This window comes from Halomonas sp. IOP_31, assembly GCF_021151495.1.
GTDB lineage: Bacteria > Pseudomonadota > Gammaproteobacteria > Pseudomonadales > Halomonadaceae > Modicisalibacter > Modicisalibacter zincidurans.
The window spans coordinates 16694-35076 of sequence record NZ_JAIRBP010000017.1; the positions used below are offsets into that span (position 1 = coordinate 16694).

Genomic DNA, 18383 nt, shown 5'->3' on the forward strand with positions numbered 1-18383 from the left:
CCATCCGTGGCTGATGGAGGCAGGTCAGGTGCGTATAATGCCCGCCATCAACCCGAGCCACCGGAACGGACCCGATGACCACCGTACGCACACGCATTGCCCCGTCTCCCACCGGCGACCCGCACGTGGGTACCGCCTATATTGCGCTGTTCAACTTATGCTTCGCCCGCCAACACGGGGGCCAGTTCATATTGCGCATCGAGGATACCGACCGCCAGCGCTCGACTCCCGAATCGGAACGAATGATCCTCGATTCATTGCGCTGGCTGGGCCTTGAGTGGGACGAGGGGCCGGATGTCGGCGGCCCGCATGGACCTTACCGTCAGAGCGAGCGGGGCGACATCTATGCCGAGATGGCCCGCCAGCTGCTCGATAGCGGTCACGCCTTCAAGTGTTACCGGACCAGCGAAGAACTCGACGAACTGCGCGCGACGCGCAAGGCGCAAGGGCTGCAACAGGCGCTCAAACCCGCCGACCTGGCTTTGCCAGACGAGCAGCTCAAGCGCCGCGAGGCCGAAGGCTGGCCCCATGTAGTGCGCATGCAGGTGCCCGAATCCGGTACCTGCGTCGTCGAGGACATGCTGCGCGGGCGCATCGAGGTCGATTGGACGCAGGTCGACGCCCAGATCCTGCTCAAGTCCGACGGCATGCCGACCTATCATCTGGCCAATGTCGTCGATGACCATCTGATGGGAATCACCCATGTGCTGCGCGGCGAGGAGTGGATCAACTCGGCGCCCAAGCATCAGCTGCTCTATGACTACTTCGGTTGGGACATGCCCCAGCTCTGTCACATGCCGCTGCTGCGCAACCCGGACAAGTCGAAGCTTTCCAAGCGCAAGAACCCCACCTCGATCAATTATTACCGCCGGATGGGGTTTCTCGCTCAAGCGGTGACCAACTATCTGGGACGGATGGGTTGGTCGATGCCCGACGACCGCGAAAAGTTCACGTTGGACGAGATGATGGCGCACTTCGACATCCAGCGCGTATCGCTGGGTGGGCCGGTGTTCGATCTACACAAGCTGACCTGGCTGAACGGCGTCTACATCCGCGAGGACCTGGACGATACCGCGCTGCTCCAGGCGCTGCGAGAATGGGCCTTCAACGACGAATACATCGGGCAGATACTGCCGCAGGTGCGTCCGCGTATCGAGACGCTAGCGGATGTCATGCCGCTGGCGGGCCATTTTTTTGCCGGGCTGCCGGCGATCGATGAAACCAGCTTTGACGAGATCAAGCTCGAACGGGACGATCTCCTGCGTCTGCTGCAATTGCTGGTCTGGCGTCTCGAAGGCGTTACTCGCTGGAACAAGGAAAGCCTGCTCGCCGAGGTCAAGCGTCTGTGCGAGTATTTCGACCTCAAGATGAAGGTGTTTCTGGCGCCGGTATTCATCGCCGTGACCGGCTCTGCGACGTCGACCTCGGTCATGGACGCCATGGCAATATTGGGATCCGACGTGACCCGCGCGCGGTTGCGTCATGCCATCGAAATGTTGGGCGGTGTTTCCAAGAAGCAGGCCAAGAAACTCGAGAAGGAGTATCGGGCGCTGTAAACCATAAGCTGTAAGCTTTAAGAAGACATCGGCAGGACCCGCGGCACCGGGATTGCCGAGGCGTGCTGGAGTAGCGATATGGGCGGTCTTTCTCTTCCAGCTTCAGGCTTACAGCTGAAAGCTTCGTGCGAAGCACGAGGGGTTGACGAACCCGGCGCATATCAGTATCATACGCCCCGTTCTCGCGAACTAAGCAGTTGGTTCGGGGGCCTTAGCTCAGCTGGGAGAGCGCGACACTGGCAGTGTCGAGGTCAGCGGTTCGATCCCGCTAGGCTCCACCATTTCGCTACGCGAAACGTCCTTATTTGCGTCCCATTCGTCTAGTGGTCCAGGACACCGCCCTTTCACGGCGGTAACAGGGGTTCGAACCCCCTATGGGACGCCACTTCTTTCTTGCTGTCCCCGCCGTTTGGTAGCCCATCAAAAAGAGCTAGTCGCTGGGCATGTCAATATGAGCGCGTTCCTCATGAAGACTGACTTTCAACGCGTCAGGGCTTGACAAGCCCGCCGAGTTTTCCCCACCGCCTGTTGCTCCCTGTTACCTTGTGCACAGCTTGTCGCTCAGCCCCATGGTTGCGCCAATCATTATAAAAATTCTTGTTAAACAACAAGTTATCGATGGTTAAAAAATAGCCGATTTGTAGGCAAGCCGCCTGTCGTGGCAATTGCGCGATCTTTTCTAGAGCTTATGAACAAGCTTATCCACAGAAAGTGTGGAAAAGCGCAAAGGGTGCATAAGTTGCGAAATGGGGGCTGTAGATGAGCGCTCCTGGCGAGCTCGGAAGGGCTTGTTGCTCGCCAGGAGTTCAGGCTCACCAGGAATAAGGGATCTCGGAGTGGGGTTAGTCGTCCTGCTCCAGACGCTTGAGCAACGACGAGGTGTCCCAGCGCCCTCCGCCCATCGCCTGTACATCGCCATAGAACTGATCGACCAGCGCGGTGACCGGAAGACGGGCGCTGAGCTTGCGAGCCTCCTTCAGGCAGATGTCCAGGTCCTTGCGCATCCAGTTGACCGCGAAGCCGTGTTCGTACTCGCCGGCGATCATCGTGCGGTGACGGTTGGCCATCTGCCAGGAGCCGGCTGCGCCTTGAGAGATCACTTCGACGACGCGCTCACGATCGAGGCCGGCGCGTTCGGCGAAGTGCAAGCCTTCGGCGAGCCCCTGCACCACCCCGGCAATGCATATCTGATTGACCATCTTGGTCATCTGCCCCGCACCGGTTTCGCCCATCAACGTCACGGCGCGTCCGTAGTGGGCGAGAACGGGTTGCATGCGTTGAAACGCGGCTTCCTCGCCCCCGCACATGATCGTCAGCGTGCCGTTCGTGGCGCCCTGCTGGCCGCCCGACACCGGTGCATCGATAAACTCGCAGCCGTGCGCGCGGCAGGCCAGGGCGAGTTCCCGGGCCAGATCGGCAGAAGCGGTGGTGTGATCGATCAACACCGCTGTCTCGCTTATGCCGCTCATGACCCCCTCGGGGCCGGTGACGACCTCGCGCACGTCGTCATCGTTGCCGACGCAGACCAGCACCAGATCGGCGCCCTGGGTGGCCTCGCCGGGGGTGGGGTGATGACTGCCACCATACTCGGCGACCCAGGCCTCGGCCATGGCGGCGGTACGGTTGTAGACGCGCACTTCTATGCCGGCGCGGGCCAGGTGGCCGGCCATGGGATAGCCCATGACGCCCAGGCCGATGAAGGCGGCGGTACGAATCTGCTGGCTCATGATCAAGCTCCTCAGGCAGGTGAGCGGTCTCGATGGTCATGGGGCGACAGTTTCTAGCCTAGGCCAGAGCGAGCCGCTCGATGAATTGTTGATGCCGAACGCAAAAGGCCGCCTTGCGGCGGCCTTCGATCACTTGGCGGGGTAGTCGCGTTGCGTGTAGCCGGTGTAGAGCTGGCGCGGGCGACCGATGCGGTAGCCGTTGGTGATCATCTCGTTCCAGTGCGAGATCCAGCCGATGGTCCGCGAGACGGCAAAGATCACCGTGAACATGTTGGTGGGAATGCCCATTGCCTTGAGAATGATTCCGGAATAGAAGTCGACATTGGGATAGAGCTTGCGCTCGATGAAGTACTCGTCCTCCAGGGCGATCTGCTCGAGGCGCTTGGCGATCCTGAGTTGGGCATCGTCTTGGCCCAGTTCGCGCAAGACCTCGTCGCAGCTCTCCTTCATGACCTTGGCGCGGGGGTCGAAGTTGCGATAGACGCGGTGGCCGAAGCCCATCAGCTTGAACGGGTCGTCCTTGTCCTTGGCGCGATCGATGAAGCGCTGGATGTTTTCCTCGGATTCGTCGCCGATCTCGTCGAGCATGTTGAGCACCGCTTCGTTGGCGCCACCGTGTGCCGGGCCCCACAGCGCGGCGATGCCGGCGCTGATGCAGGCGAACGGGTTGGCACCGGTCGAGCCGGCCAGACGCACCGTCGACGTCGAGGCGTTCTGTTCATGGTCGGCATGCAGCATGAAGATGCGATCCATGGCCTTGGCGAATACCGGGTTGGTTTCGTAGGGCTCGCATGGATTGCCGAACATCATGTAGAGGAAGTTTTCGGCGTAGTCGAGATCGTTGCGCGGATAATTGAACGGTTGGCCGATGTTGTACTTGTGGCACATCGCTGCCAGCGTCGGCATCTTGGCGATCAGCCGAATGGCGCTGACGCGGCGTTCTTCTTCCTTGGTGATGTCCAGATTGTCGTGATAGAAGGCCGCTAGACCGCCGACCACGCCGCACAGAATGGCCATCGGATGGGCGTCGCGGCGGAAGCCCTTGTAGAAGTTGGCCAACTGCTCGTGAACCATGGTGTGGTTGCGGATGGTCTTCGAGAAGTCCTCGTACTCCTGATCCGTGGGCAGTTCGCCGAACAGCAGCAGATAGCACATCTCGACGTGATTCGAGTGCTGGGCCAGTTCGCCGATCGGGTAGCCACGATGCAGCAGCACGCCCTCGGCACCGTCGATATAGGTGATGGCGGATTCGGTAGCGGCGGTCGCCACGAAACCGGGATCATAGGTAAAGAGGCCTTCGTCGATGAGACTGCGAACGTCGACGACATCGGGTCCGGCAGTGCCTGAATAGACCGGGAATTCAAGGGGCTTGTCCAGCCCGTCCACTGTCAACTGCGCTTTCCTGTCAGCCATGACGGCCTCCTCTTCAGTATTCTCGGTAAGTAACGTAACTCATTGTCCTGCTTGGCGGGCGGGCAAAAAAGGTTTGCCCACTATAGAAATGTCCAAGCCGATGTCAATTCGCCGATAGTGCCCGCGCGACGGGCCCGAAAGTCTTCACGAGCGCCAAAAGCCGCATGACGGCTGCCGGGACGGCGTTCGTGACCAAGATCACCTGTTACCAAGGGTAACACCAAGGTCGCAATCCAGCGGTAACGATTTGTCATGCCTGTGGCCAGTCCCTATAATCTTAACCCGCGATTGGCGGGAGCAGGCGACAAGCGTGGTTTTGCCGGCCGCCATTGCCTGATCCTCAAACCACCGCCCGTTCCACCGAGCCTGACCGGAGCATGAGCGGGCCAAGAGAGTGTGTAGAGAGCCGTGAATAGCAAAAGACCCGTAAACCTAGACCTTTCGACCATATCCTTTCCACTTCCTGCATTAACCTCGATTACTCATCGCATTACCGGCGTCATTCTGTTCATTGGCCTGATCTTCGGCTTCTGGGCGCTCGATGCCTCGCTGTCGTCCCCCGAAGGATTCGAAGCCGTTCGTAACGCCCTCGAGCAAAACTTCCTGGCCAAGCTGGTGGCCTGGGGATTGTTGTCGGCGCTTGCCGTTCACTTCGTTGCCGGCGTCAATCACCTGTTCATGGACATGGGCTACGGCATCGAGCTGGAGAAAGCCTATCGGAAGGCACAGATCACCATCGTGGCAAGCGCGGTGCTCGTGATACTGGCAGGAGTGTGGGTATGGTAACCAACATCACCAATTTCGGTCGCAGTGGCCTGTCCGACTGGCTCATTCAACGCGTGTCGGCGATCGTCCTCGCCCTGTATACGCTGTTCATGGTCGGTTACCTGCTGCTCCACCCGGGGCTCGACTATGCGACCTGGAGCGGCTTGTTCGCCCAGACCTGGATGCGGATCTTTTCCCTGCTGGCTTTCGTGTCGCTGGCGGCTCATGCCTGGATCGGCCTGTGGATCGTGATCACCGATTATATCAAGCCGACCGGCATCCGCTTTGTCGTCCAAATCGCCATCATTCTCGCCATCTTCATCTTTCTGGTGTGGGGCGTACAAGTTCTCTGGGGAGCCTGATCCATGTCCAACATGCGTAGCCTGACGTTCGACGCAATCATCATCGGTGGCGGCGGCTCCGGCCTGCGTGCCGCGCTCGAACTGGCCAAGTCCGGCAAGAAGACCGCGGTACTCTCGAAGGTCTTTCCGACCCGCTCGCACACCGTTTCCGCACAGGGCGGCATTACCTGCGCCATCGCCTCCGCCGATCCCGACGACGATTGGCGTTGGCACATGTACGACACCGTCAAGGGGTCGGACTATATCGGCGACCAGGAGGCGATCGAATACATGTGCTCCGAGGGCCCCAAGGCGGTCTTCGAGCTCGAGCACATGGGTCTGCCGTTCTCGCGTTTCGACAATGGACGCATCTATCAGCGCCCGTTCGGCGGCCAGTCCAAGGACTTCGGCAAGGGCGGCCAGGCGGCGCGCACGTGCGCGGCGGCCGACCGTACCGGGCATGCGTTGCTGCACACGCTGTATCAGAACAACCTGAAGAACGACACGGTGTTCCTCAACGAGTGGTATGCGGTGGACCTGGTCAAGAACGCCAGCGGCGACGTGGTTGGCTGCATCGCGCTGTGCATCGAGACCGGCGAAGTCGTGCACATCAAGGCCAAGGCCACCGTGCTGGCGACCGGCGGGGCCGGGCGCATCTTCTCGTCGACCACCAACGCCCTGATCAACACCGGCGATGGCATCGGCATGGCGCTGCGCGCGGGCTTTCCGGTCCAGGATATCGAGATGTGGCAGTTCCACCCGACCGGCATCTACGGCGCTGGCGTGCTGGTGACCGAAGGCTGTCGTGGCGAGGGCGGCTACCTGATCAACAAGGATGGCGAGCGCTTCATGGAGCGCTATGCGCCCAACGCCAAGGACCTGGCGGGTCGCGACGTGGTCGCCCGTTCGATGGTCATGGAAATTCTCGAAGGACGTGGCTGCGGCGAGAACGGCGATCACGTGATGCTCAAGCTCGATCATCTCGGCGAGGAGGTGCTGCACAAGCGCCTGCCGGGCATCGTCGAGCTGGCCAAGACCTTCGCCGCGGTGGACCCGGCCAAGGAGCCGATTCCGGTCGTGCCGACCTGCCACTACATGATGGGCGGCCTGCCCACCAACGTGCACGGTCAGGCACTGATGCAGGACGCCGACGGCAACGACCGTATCGTCAACGGTCTGTTCGCCTGCGGCGAAGCGGCCTGCGTCTCGGTGCACGGCGCCAACCGCCTGGGCGGCAACTCGCTGCTCGACCTGGTGGTGTTCGGCCGCGCGGCGGGCATTTTCATCGAGAGCGCGCTCAACGAAGGCGTCGAATACCTGGATGCGGCGCAGTCGGACATCGACAGCGCGCTGGCACGCATGAATCGCTGGAACGAGTCCAGCGGTGGCGAGGCGATACCGGCACTGCGCGCCGAGCTGCAGGAAACCATGCAGACCTCGTTCGGCGTGTTCCGCCAGGAAGGCCACATGCAGGAAGGGGTCAAGAAACTGGCCGACCTGCGCGAACGGATCGCCACCGCGCACCTGGGCGACAAGTCCAACGCCTTCAATACTGCGCGCGTCGAAGCCCTGGAGCTCGACAACCTGCTGGAAGTGGCCGAAGCCACCGCCATTTCCGCGCTGGAGCGCAAGGAAAGCCGCGGCGCCCATTCCCGTTACGACTACCCGGACCGGGACGACGTCAACTGGCTGAAGCATTCCATCTATCACCCGCTCGACAAGAAGCTGGGCAAGCGCGATGTGAATTTCCAGCCGAAGACGCTCGATACCTTCGAGCCGAAAGTCCGCACTTATTGAGGGGGGACCACGATGTCCATGCTTCAGGTATCCGTCTACCGCTACAACCCGGAGACCGACTCCGCGCCGTACATGCAGGAATTCCAGGTGGACACCCAGGGCCGCGATCTGATGGTCCTCAACGTCCTCGAGATCATCAAGCAGCAGGATAGCTCGATGGCCTATCGGCGTAGCTGCCGCGAGGGCGTGTGCGGCTCCGACGGGATGAACATGAACGGCACCAATGGCCTGGCCTGCGTCACGGCGATCTCCGATGTCACCAAGAACGGCAAGCTGGTGTTGCGTCCGCTGCCGGGCCTGCCGGTCATTCGCGATCTGGTCGTCGACATGGGGATTTTCTACAAGCAGTACGAGCGCATTCAGCCGTACCTGCAAAACGAGAATACCGCGCCGGCCATCGAGCGCCTGCAGTCCCCGGAAGAGCGCGACAAGCTCGACGGCCTGTATGAGTGCATTCTGTGCGCCTGCTGCTCGACCGCATGCCCGTCGTTCTGGTGGAACCCGGACAAGTTCGTCGGCCCGGCGGGTCTGCTGCAGGCCTACCGCTTTCTCGCCGACTCGCGCGATACCGCGACCCGCGAGCGGCTATCCGAGCTCGAGGACCCATTCAGCGTGTTCCGCTGCCGCGGCATCATGAATTGCGTCGCGGTGTGCCCCAAGGGGCTCAACCCGACCCGGGCGATCGGCAAGATTCGCGAGCTGCTGTTGGCCAATGCCACTTAAATCGGAACGGGTGACTTGTTATCATTGCTCCCCGTTGCTGCCCGTGAGCGTGTGCCGCGGGCAGAGCCGGCCCAAGCGTCAAGAGCCGGTGCCCTGGGGCACCGGCTCTTGACGGTCACGGTCGCCGAATTGCGTGGGCGCCGCCCCGGCTACCCTGAGTAATGACTAGTGAGCAATGAGTGACGCCGGAGCGTTATCGCATGCGGCGCCGACAACACCCCATCAGCGCAGGGTGACCTAGAGATGCAAGAAGGCATTATGGAGTTGATGTGGCGCACTTCCCATGTGAGCGGCGGCAACGCTCACTATGTTGAAGCGCTCTACGAACAGTACCTCGTCGATCCCAATGCCGTTCCGGATGAGTGGCGTAACTACTTCGACAAGTTACCGCGCCCGGAAGGCAGTCCCTCTCACGATATTCCCCTCAGTCCGATCCGTGACCAGTTTTATCAGCTGGCGCGAAGCCGGCGCGGCGCAGCGCCTGCCGCCGCCGTCGACAGCGGCGAGAACAAGAAGCAGGTCAAGGTCCTGCAGCTGATCAACGCCTATCGCTTTCGCGGTCACCAGAAAGCCGATATCGATCCGCTCGGACTGCGCAATCCGACGCCGGTGCCGGATCTCGAGTTGTCCTTCCACCAGTTGTCGCAAGCCGACATGGATACCGAATTCCAGACCGGATCGCTGTTCCTGGGCAAGGACACGGCGCCGCTCAAGGAAATCGTCGAGGCGCTGGAGAAGACCTACTGCCGCAGCATCGGCTGCGAGTTCATGCACATCGTCGACACCGAAGAGAAGCGCTGGCTGCAGCAGCGTTTCGAGTCGGTACGCTCGCAGCCGAAGTTCAGCGATGACGTGCGCATGCACGTGCTCGAGCGCCTGACTGCCGCCGAAGGACTGGAAAACTACCTGGCCTCCAAGTACCCGGGCACCAAGCGTTTCGGCCTCGAGGGGGGCGAGACGTTCATCCCCATGATGGACGAGATCATCCAGCGCGGCGGTGGCTACGGCACCAAGGAAATGGTCATCGGCATGGCCCACCGCGGGCGCCTCAACCTGCTGGTCAACATCCTCGGCAAGAGCCCCTCGGAGCTGATCGACGAGTTCGATGGCAAGAAGGTCATCGAGAAGGGCTCCGGCGACGTCAAGTATCACCAGGGCTTCAGTTCCAACGTCATGACCCCGGGGGGCGAGGTGCACCTGGCGCTGGCTTTCAACCCCTCGCACCTGGAGATCGTCGCGCCGGTGGTCGAGGGCTCGGTGCGCGCCCGCCAGGACCGTCGCGACGATGTCGAGGGCGACAAGGTGCTGCCGATCAATGTCCATGGCGATGCGGCCATGGCCGGGCAGGGCGTGGTCATGGAAACCTTCCAGATGTCGCAGACCCGCGCCTACAAGACCGGCGGCACGCTGCACATCGTGATCAACAACCAGGTGGGCTTCACGACCTCGCATCCGCAGGACACGCGTTCCACCGAGTACTGCACCGACATCGCCAAGATGGTTCAGGCGCCGATCTTCCATGTCAACGGCGATGACGCCGATGCGGTGATCCACGCCACCCAGGTGGCGCTCGACTACCGTCAGCAGTTCCACAAGGATGTCGTCATCGACCTGGTCTGTTATCGCCGTCGCGGCCACAACGAGGCCGACGAGCCGTCCGGCACCCAGCCGATGATGTATCACAAGATCAAGTCGCATAAGACCTCGCGTGTGCTCTATGCCGAGCGGCTGATCGAGGCGGGGCTGCTCGACGAGGACAAGGCCAAGGCGCTGACCGAGAAGTATCGCGAGGATCTGGCGGCCGGCAGCCATGTGGCCAATGCGCTGGTCAAGCAGCCCAACAAGGAGCTGTTCGTCGACTGGACGCCCTACCTGGGCCACGAGTGGACCGGCGATGCCGACACCTCGATGGACATGAAGCGCATGCAGCAGCTTGCGACACGCATGTGCGAAGTGCCCGACGGTGTGCAGATGCAGCGCCAGGTGGCGAAGATCTACGAGGACCGCCGCAAGATGCTGGCCGGCGGCATGGCGCTCAACTGGGGCTTCGCCGAGACATTGGCCTATGCCACGTTGCTCGACCAGGGTCATCCGGTGCGCTTGACCGGCCAGGACAGCGGCCGCGGTACCTTCTCGCACCGCCATGCGGTAGTGCATAACCAGAAGGATGGCACCACCTACGTGCCGCTCGAGCATATTCGCGACGGGCAGCCGCGTTTCACCATCCGCGATTCCTACCTCTCGGAAGAAGCGGTGGTGGCCTTCGAGTACGGCTATGCGACGACCATGCCCAATGCGCTGGTGATCTGGGAAGCCCAGTTCGGCGACTTCTTCAACGGCGCGCAGGTGGTGGTCGATCAGTTCATCTCGTCGGGCGAGTCGAAATGGGGCCGTCTGTGCGGGTTGACCATGCTGCTGCCGCATGGCTACGAGGGGCAGGGGCCGGAGCACTCGTCCGCTCGCCTCGAACGCTTTCTGCAGCTGTGCGCCGAACACAACATGCAGGTCTGCGTACCCACCACGCCGGCGCAGATCTATCACCTGCTGCGTCGCCAGGTGATCCGTCCGCTGCGCAAGCCGTTGATCGTCATGTCGCCAAAAAGCCTGCTGCGTCACAAGGAAGCGACTTCTACGCTGGAGGAACTGGCCGACGGACGCTTCAACATGGTGCTGGCCGACCAAGGCAAGCTCGAGGCCGACAAGGTCAAGCGCGTGGTGCTGTGTGCCGGCAAGGTCTATTACGACCTGGCCGCCTATCGCAGCGAGAACCAGCGCGAGGACACCGCCGTCGTGCGCATCGAACAGCTCTACCCCTTCCCCAAGGAAGAGCTCTACGAGGCACTCAAGGGTTATGGCAACCTCGAGCAGGTCATCTGGTGCCAGGAAGAGCCGCTCAATCAGGGGGCCTGGTATCAGAGCCAGCACCACATGCGTGTGGTCGCCGACATGGTCAGCGAGGGGCTGGGTCGCGAGCTCAAGTTCGCCGGACGCCCGGCATCCGCCGCGCCGGCCGCCGGCTACATGTCCGTGCACGTTGAACAACAGCGCCAGCTGGTGAACGACGCCTTCAATGCCTGAGGCCTCATCACCGGGACGAGAGAGAACACACTAAGGAACCCAAATGGCTACCGAGATCAAAGCGCCCAGTTTTCCGGAATCCGTTGCCGAAGGCACGGTTGCCGCCTGGCACAAGAAGCCCGGCGACAGTGTCGAGCGTGACGAACTGATCGTCGAAATCGAGACCGACAAGGTCGTCCTCGAGGTGGTGGCGCCGGAAGCCGGCACGCTGTCAGAGATCAAGGTCGAAGAAGGCGAGACATGCGATTCCGAGCAGGTGCTGGGCATGCTCGGCGAGGCTCAGGAAAAGGCGGCCGACGACAAGGCGGATGTCAAGTCAGAGGACCAGCAATCGGACGCCAAGGCGGAACGGAAGCCTGAGGCGGGCAAGTCCGAGAAGCAGGCCGCCTCGGGCAAGAAGCATGACGTCAAGGCGCCATCCTTCCCCGAGTCCATCCAGGAAGGCACCGTGGCGACCTGGTACAAGAAGGTCGGCGAGGCGGTCAAGCGCGACGAGGTGCTGGCCGACATCGAGACCGACAAGGTGGTGCTCGAAGTGGTCGCCCCGGGCGATGGCGCGCTCGCCGAAATCAAGGTTGAAGAGGGCGCGCAGGTCGAGTCCGAGGCCGTGCTGGCGGTCTTTGCCGAGGGGGCCGGCGGCAGCGACGAGGGCGAAGCCAAGGCCGAGGCGAGCGAGCCGAAGGCGGAATCGGACAGCGACGAGAAGGTCGGCGACAAGATTCTCGCGCCGGCGGCGCGCAAGCTGGTGGCCGAACACGATCTCGACGCCAACAAGATCGAAGGTACCGGCAAGGGCGGGCGCATTCTCAAGGAGGACGTCCAGAAGGCCGTGAAGCAAGGCAGCGCCAAGAAGACCAGCGACAAGCCGGCCGCCGACAAGCCGGCTACCGATGCCACCAAGGCCGCCGCAACCGCGGCTCCGGCCGTGGAAGGCGAGCGTCCCGAAAAGCGCGTGCCGATGAGCCGGTTGCGCCAGACCATCGCCAAGCGTCTGGTCCAGGCCCAGCAGACGGCGGCCATGCTGACCACCTACAATGAGGTGGACATGAGCGCGGTGATGGCGCTGCGCGGCCAGTACAAGGACACCTTCCTCAAGGCCCACGACACCAAGCTCGGTTTCATGGGGTTTTTCGTCAAGGCAGCCGCCGAGGCGCTCAAGCGCTTCCCGGACGTCAACGCCTCGATCGACGGAACCGACATCGTCTACCACGGCTATCAGGACATCGGCGTGGCGGTATCCACCGATCGCGGCCTGGTGGTGCCGGTGCTGCGCGACACCGACAGCATGAAGATCGCCGACGTCGAGAAGACCATCGTCGACTTCGGCAAGCGTGCGCGGGCTGGCAAGCTCGGCATCGATGAGATGCAGGGGGGGACTTTTACCATCACCAACGGCGGTATCTTCGGCTCACTGATGTCGACGCCAATCATCAATCCCCCGCAGACCGCGATCCTGGGCATGCACAAGATCCAGGAGCGCCCCATGGCGGTCGATGGCAAGGTCGAGATACGTCCGATGATGTACCTGGCCGTGTCCTACGACCACCGTATGATCGACGGCAAGGATGCGGTGCAGTTCCTGGTGACCATCAAGGAGCTGCTCGAGGATCCGGCACGCCTGCTACTGGACGTGTGATTCGCCGCCAAGCCAAACAGGTTTATCTGACGAGGCGTTGCGCGCTGCACCGCCAATCTTCGGAAAGAACCGTAGACCGAACAGGAAGAGTACATGGCCGATAAATTTGATGTGATCGTCATCGGCGCGGGACCCGGGGGCTATGTCGCCGCCATCCGCGCCGCCCAACTGGGCCTCAAGACCGCCTGTGTCGAGAAGTGGGTCAACAAGGAAGGCAAGACCGTGCATGGCGGTACCTGCCTGAATGTGGGCTGCATTCCCTCCAAGGCGCTGCTCGAGACTTCGCACAAGTTCGTCGAGGCCCGCGACCATTACGCCGAGATCGGCATCGAAGTGGGCGATGTGTCCGCCAACATCGCCAAGATGCTCGAGTTCAAGGAAAGCGTCGTTACCAAGAACGTCGGCGGCATCAGCGCGCTGTTCAAGGCCAATGGCGTGACGGCGCTGGAAGGCACCGGCAAGGTGCTTTCCAACAGCAAGGTCGAAGTCACCGGCAAGGACGGCGGCAAGCAAACCTACGAGGCCGACAACATCATCATCGCTTCCGGCTCCGTACCGGTCGAGATTCCCCCGACGCCACTGACCGAGGGGCTGATCGTCGATTCCGCCGGGGCGCTGGAATTCACCGAGGCGCCCAAGCGCCTGGGCGTGATCGGGGCCGGGGTCATCGGCCTCGAGCTGGGCAGCGTGTGGAGCCGCATGGGCAGCGAAGTCACCATGCTCGAGGCAATGGACAGTTTTCTGCCGATGGTCGATCAGGCGATCGCCAAGGAAACCCAGAAACTGCTCGGCAAGCAGGGGCTGAACATCAAGCTGGGGGCGCGCGTCACCGGCTCCGAGGTCAAGGACGATGAAGTCGTCGTCAAGTACACCGACAGCGAGGGCGAGCAGCAACAGACCTTCGACAAGGTGATCGTCTGTGTCGGCCGTCGCCCCTACACCCAGGGCATCCTCGACGACGACGCCGGGGTCAAGCTCGACGAGCGCGGCTTCATCTTCGTCGACGACCAGTGCCGCACCAGCGTGCCGGGCGTCTATGCCATCGGCGACTGCGTGCGCGGCCAGATGCTCGCTCACAAGGCCTCCGAAGAGGGCGTGATGGTGGCCGACATCATTGCCGGTCACAAGGCCGAGATAAATTACGAGGCCATCCCATGCGTCATCTACACGGCCCCCGAGGTGGCCTGGGTCGGCATGAACGAGCAGCAGGCCAAGGCCGAAGGCATCGAGATCAAGACCGGCTCCTTTCCGTTCTCGGCCAATGGCCGGGCGCTCGCCAACAACGCGCCCGAGGGTATGGCCAAGGTGATCGCGGATGCCGAAACCGACCGCATCCTCGGCGTGCATATCGTCAGTCAGCATGCCGGCGAGCTGATCGCTCAGGGTGTGATCGCCATGGAGTTCGGCTCCAGCGCCGAAGATCTGGCATTGACCTGCTATGCCCATCCGACCACCGCGGAAGCGATCCACGAAGCCGCGCTGGCGGTGAGTGGCCACGCGATCCACATGGCCAATCGCAAGAAGCGCAAGTAAGCAGATCGCCAACTGCAACAGGCGTCTGGCTCTTTAAAGACGCGTCGCCCCGGCAATCGTCGGGGCGAAAAGGGGCGGCCCGGTAACTCCTGGCGAGCGACCGGGCCGCCATTCGAGTCACATGCAACCAATGGCATGACACGATGAACCTTCATGAATATCAAGGCAAACAGCTGTTTGCCGATTACGGCTTGCCAGTGTCCAAAGGCTTCGCCGTGGACACCCCCGAGGAAGCTGCTGATGCGTGCAAGAAGATCGGCGGCGACAAGTGGGTCGTCAAGGCCCAGGTCCACGCCGGTGGCCGCGGCAAGGCCGGCGGCGTCAAACTGATCAAGAGCCCGGAAGAAGCCCAGGCCTTTGCCGAGCAGTGGCTGGGCAAGAATCTGGTGACGTACCAGACCGACGAGAAAGGTCAGCCGGTCGCCAAGATTCTGGTCGAGAATCTCACCGATATCGCCACCGAGCTGTACCTGGGCGCTGTCGTCGACCGTGGCACCCAGCGCGTGGTGTTCATGGCCTCCACCGAGGGCGGTGTCGAGATCGAGAAGGTCGCCGAGGAAACTCCCGAGAAGATCCTCAAGGCCGAGATCGATCCGCTGGTCGGTGCGCAGCCGTATCAGGCCCGCGAACTGGCTTTTGCGCTGGGTCTCAAGGGTGACCAGATCAAGCAGTTCACCAAGATCTTTCTGGGCCTGTCCAAGCTGTTTCATGACAAGGATCTGGCCCTGCTCGAGATCAACCCGCTGGTGATCACCGAGGAAGGCAACCTGCACTGCCTGGATGCCAAGATCAATCTCGATGGCAACGCCCTCTATCGTCACCCCGATCTGCAGGCGATGCGCGATCCTTCCCAGGAGGACGAGCGCGAAGCCAATGCCCAGAAGTGGGAACTCAACTACGTGGCGCTCGACGGCAACATCGGCTGCATGGTCAATGGTGCCGGCCTGGCCATGGGCACCATGGATATCATCAAGCTCAACGGCGGCCAGCCGGCGAACTTCCTGGACGTCGGCGGCGGTGCGACCAAGGAGCGGGTTGCCGAAGCGTTCAAGATCATTCTCTCCGATACCTCCGTGAAGGCCGTTCTGGTCAACATCTTCGGTGGTATCGTGCGCTGCGACATGATTGCCGAGGGCATCATCGGTGCCGTCGAACAGGTCGGGGTCAACGTGCCTGTCGTCGTGCGTCTCGAGGGCAACAACGCCGAGCGGGGTGCCGAGAAATTGGCCTCCAGCGGACTGAACATCATCGCTGCTAAAAGCCTGACCGACGCGGCCCAGCAAGTCGTCAAAGCAGCGGAGGGCAAGTAATGAGTATTCTGATCGACAAGAACACCAAGGTCATCTGCCAGGGCTTTACCGGTGGCCAGGGGACCTTCCACTCCGAACAGGCGATCGCCTACGGCACGCAGATGGTCGGCGGCGTGACGCCGGGCAAGGGCGGCCAGGAGCATCTGGGTCTGCCGGTGTTCAACACCGTCAGGGAAGCCGTCGACAAGACCGGCGCCGAGGCCTCGGTCATCTACGTCCCGGCACCGTTCTGCAAGGACTCGATCCTCGAGGCCGCCAATGCCGGCATCAAGCTGATCGTGTGCATCACCGAAGGCATTCCCACGCTCGACATGCTCGACGTCAAGGTCAAGTGTGACGAGTTGGGCGTGCGTCTGATCGGGCCGAACTGCCCGGGCGTCATCACCCCGGGTGAAACGAAGATCGGCATCATGCCGGGGCACATCCACCAGCCTGGCCGTGTGGGTATCGTGTCGCGCTCGGGCACACTGACCTACGAAGCGGTCAAGCAGACGACGGATCATGGCTTCGGTCAGTCCAGCTGCGTGGGTATCGGCGGCGACCCGATTCCGGGCTCCAACTTCATCGACATTCTCGAGCTGTTCGAGAAGGACCCGCAGACCGAAGCGATCGTCATGATCGGCGAGATCGGTGGCACCGCCGAAGAAGAGGCGGCGGCTTATATCAAGGCCAATGTCAGCAAGCCGGTCGTGGCCTACATCGCCGGTGTGACGGCGCCTCCGGGCAAGCGCATGGGGCATGCCGGGGCGATCATTGCCGGTGGCAAGGGCACGGCGGACGAGAAGTTCGCGGCGCTCGAAGCTGCAGGCGTCAAGACCGTGCGCTCGCTGGCCGAAATCGGCGATGCACTCAAGGAAGCCACCGGCTGGTAAGTCTGGCCTCCCATGAGTGGCAAGGGCGTCCATTGGGCGCCCTTTTTCATTGCGGCGTGCAAAGTTCCCCGGCTGGCCACGATCAAGCAGTGCGACTGCAGCTAACTGATCGATCATGGCCGTGTCGTCGATGTCGGTCGCTATGAAGAGCTGCTGCTGCATAATGATATCTTCAAGCGAATGGCCGCCCATGCGTAATGGGTCACAAGGAAGCCTGCCTGCAGGTGTATGGGCGGCGGAAAGGGAGCTCTGGGGCCGATATGAATCTGAGCGTAACGCGACACCACGATCAGTTCCTCGGGGGAACTGCCAAGCCTGGGATGTCGTCCAGGCGTGGCTCCGGAGGGCTGTGGTCGGCGATTAATACCATGCTGAGCGTTGCTTTCATCGCCTTGCTGATCGTCTGGCAGTGGGGGTTCGCCGTGTTGCCCGTGGCGGCTGCGCTGACGGCATCGGTGGGGTTCATCGCGACGCTCGGCCGTTGCCTGGCCCGGCTGGATCGTGAGGATGGTTTGCTGCTGCTGGCATTGCTGGTTTTTTCCGGCGTCTGGCTCGCCGATGTGTCGCGTAGCGGCGTATGGCCGCTGCCACAAGGTGGCGATGGAGGCTGGTTGCCATTGTGGCCGTTGTTGGCGGCGGGTCTGTTGGTCTGGTTACGCGGTTATCCGCCGAGCCAGCGTGGCTGGTTGCTCGGGCTGCTCGCCGCCAGCTTGGGCGCGGGGCTGATCGCCGGTTATGAGCGCGGCTGGGTGGGGCTGCCCCGCGCCAACAATTCAATGAATGCCATCCCCTTCGGCAATCTTGCATTGCTGTTTGGCGTCCTGTCGCTGGTTGCCATGCTCGGTCGGCTGGGCAGCAGTCGGTGTCGGGCTCGCTGGCTGACCGTATTGCTCGGCGTGGCGGCTTGTGCGGGGCTTGCCGCTTCATTGCTGTCGGGTACGCGAGGCGGCTGGATCGCCTTGCCATTGTTGAGCTGGCTGCTCTATCGTAACTTTCGGCCACTCTTGCCTGCGCGCTTCTTATGGGCGGCTTTCGGGGTGCTGGGCGGGCTGCTGATCTTGGCGGTATGCCTGCCGCAGACCGGCGTCGCCGCTCGGCTGCTGCTGGCCGTGGATAATGTTCGGGGGTATTACATGGCGGGTGAGACCGCTACCTCGTTGGGGTTGCGCCTGGAAATGTGGCGTGGCGGACTTGCGCTGTTCACCGACAGGCCCGTTACCGGGTGGGGCGAGGGTGGGCTCGAGGCTGCGCGCGATGCGCTTGTCGCGGCCGGCGAACTGAGTCGCGGTGTCAGCGACTACGACCAGTTGCACAGCGATTTCATCGATACGGCCGCTCGCCGTGGCACGCTGGGCGTTATCAGCCTGGTGGGCCTGTACGGCGTGCCCCTGTTGCTGTTCTCTCGTCATCTGCGCTCCGCCAGGCGGGCCTGGCAGCGCACGCTGGCGCTTTCCGGCGTTGTCATCGTTGCCGCCTTCATCGATTTCGGTCTCAGTCAGTCGTTACTACGCGATCCGCGTGGGTTGGCCGGTTACCTGGGGCTATGCATTATCTGTTGGGCGTTGCTGAAAGCCGAGACGAGCCCGAGATCCACGGTGTCGGCGCTGGAGTCCCCGTGACGGTGCGTAGTGC

The 18383-nt window shown here is 62.2% G+C and carries 13 protein-coding genes and 2 tRNA genes; 13 read left to right on the top strand and 2 right to left on the bottom strand.

Translation table 11 applies throughout. The features are described 5' to 3' along the window. Positions 1-74 precede the first annotated feature (74 nt). The 3 genes from gltX to K7I12_RS10380 all read left to right on the top strand — a co-directional run bounded on the left by gltX (position 75) and on the right by K7I12_RS10380 (position 1941). Complete coding sequence (gene gltX / locus K7I12_RS10370; RefSeq protein WP_031384406.1) at positions 75-1556, top strand: glutamate--tRNA ligase; 1482 nt, start codon at positions 75-77, stop codon at positions 1554-1556. A 205-nt stretch (positions 1557-1761) separates the two neighbouring features. Then, a tRNA-Ala gene (locus K7I12_RS10375) sits at positions 1762-1837 on the top strand. Positions 1838-1865: 28 nt separating this feature from the next. Continuing rightward, a tRNA-Glu gene (locus K7I12_RS10380) sits at positions 1866-1941 on the top strand. Between the two features lie 457 nt (positions 1942-2398). On the opposite strand, the gene K7I12_RS10385 is transcribed toward K7I12_RS10380, so the two are convergent. Together K7I12_RS10385 and K7I12_RS10390 are read right to left on the bottom strand one after the other, a co-directional pair. Next, on the bottom strand, positions 2399-3283 hold the full coding sequence (locus tag K7I12_RS10385) for an NAD(P)-dependent oxidoreductase (RefSeq protein ID WP_031384405.1): 885 nt from the start codon (positions 3281-3283) through the stop codon (positions 2399-2401). Positions 3284-3412: 129 nt separating this feature from the next. Then, entirely contained in the window at positions 3413-4696 is a 1284-nt protein-coding gene (locus tag K7I12_RS10390; RefSeq protein WP_031384404.1) for a citrate synthase, read from the bottom strand. 408 nt (positions 4697-5104) lie between these two features. Here K7I12_RS10390 and sdhC point away from each other — a divergent pair, with 408 nt between their 5' ends. The 10 genes from sdhC to K7I12_RS10440 all read left to right on the top strand — a co-directional run bounded on the left by sdhC (position 5105) and on the right by K7I12_RS10440 (position 18370). Then, a complete protein-coding gene (sdhC, locus tag K7I12_RS10395; RefSeq protein ID WP_031384403.1) occupies positions 5105-5482 on the top strand; it encodes a succinate dehydrogenase, cytochrome b556 subunit in 378 nt (125 codons plus the stop codon). Further along, positions 5476-5823 carry a succinate dehydrogenase, hydrophobic membrane anchor protein gene (gene sdhD / locus K7I12_RS10400; protein ID WP_031384402.1) on the top strand — a complete coding sequence of 116 codons (348 nt, stop codon included), beginning with the start codon at positions 5476-5478 and terminating at the stop codon, positions 5821-5823. The genes sdhC and sdhD overlap by 7 nt, the downstream gene beginning before the upstream one ends. A 3-nt stretch (positions 5824-5826) precedes the next feature. After that, complete coding sequence (gene sdhA, locus K7I12_RS10405; protein WP_031384401.1) at positions 5827-7599, top strand: succinate dehydrogenase flavoprotein subunit; 1773 nt, start codon at positions 5827-5829, stop codon at positions 7597-7599. Positions 7600-7611: 12 nt separating this feature from the next. Next, on the top strand, positions 7612-8322 hold the full coding sequence (locus K7I12_RS10410; RefSeq protein WP_031384400.1) for a succinate dehydrogenase iron-sulfur subunit: 711 nt from the start codon (positions 7612-7614) through the stop codon (positions 8320-8322). A 243-nt stretch (positions 8323-8565) separates the two neighbouring features. Beyond that, positions 8566-11400, top strand: coding sequence for a 2-oxoglutarate dehydrogenase E1 component (locus tag K7I12_RS10415; protein WP_031384399.1), 2835 nt, complete (start codon positions 8566-8568; stop codon positions 11398-11400). A 43-nt stretch (positions 11401-11443) separates the two neighbouring features. Then, positions 11444-13036, top strand: coding sequence for a 2-oxoglutarate dehydrogenase complex dihydrolipoyllysine-residue succinyltransferase (gene odhB / locus K7I12_RS10420; RefSeq protein ID WP_031384398.1), 1593 nt, complete (start codon positions 11444-11446; stop codon positions 13034-13036). A gap of 93 nt (positions 13037-13129) precedes the next feature. Continuing rightward, complete coding sequence (gene lpdA, locus K7I12_RS10425) at positions 13130-14569, top strand: dihydrolipoyl dehydrogenase (RefSeq protein ID WP_231664093.1); 1440 nt, start codon at positions 13130-13132, stop codon at positions 14567-14569. 143 nt (positions 14570-14712) lie between these two features. Beyond that, positions 14713-15879, top strand: coding sequence for an ADP-forming succinate--CoA ligase subunit beta (sucC, locus tag K7I12_RS10430; protein WP_231664094.1), 1167 nt, complete (start codon positions 14713-14715; stop codon positions 15877-15879). Next, positions 15879-16751: a succinate--CoA ligase subunit alpha gene (gene sucD, locus K7I12_RS10435; protein WP_031384395.1), complete on the top strand. Its 873-nt coding sequence runs from the start codon at positions 15879-15881 to the stop codon at positions 16749-16751. Before sucC ends, sucD begins: the two co-directional genes overlap by 1 nt. Positions 16752-17119: 368 nt before the next feature. Next, entirely contained in the window at positions 17120-18370 is a 1251-nt protein-coding gene (locus tag K7I12_RS10440; RefSeq protein WP_051907493.1) for an O-antigen ligase family protein, read from the top strand. Positions 18371-18383 lie beyond the last annotated feature (13 nt).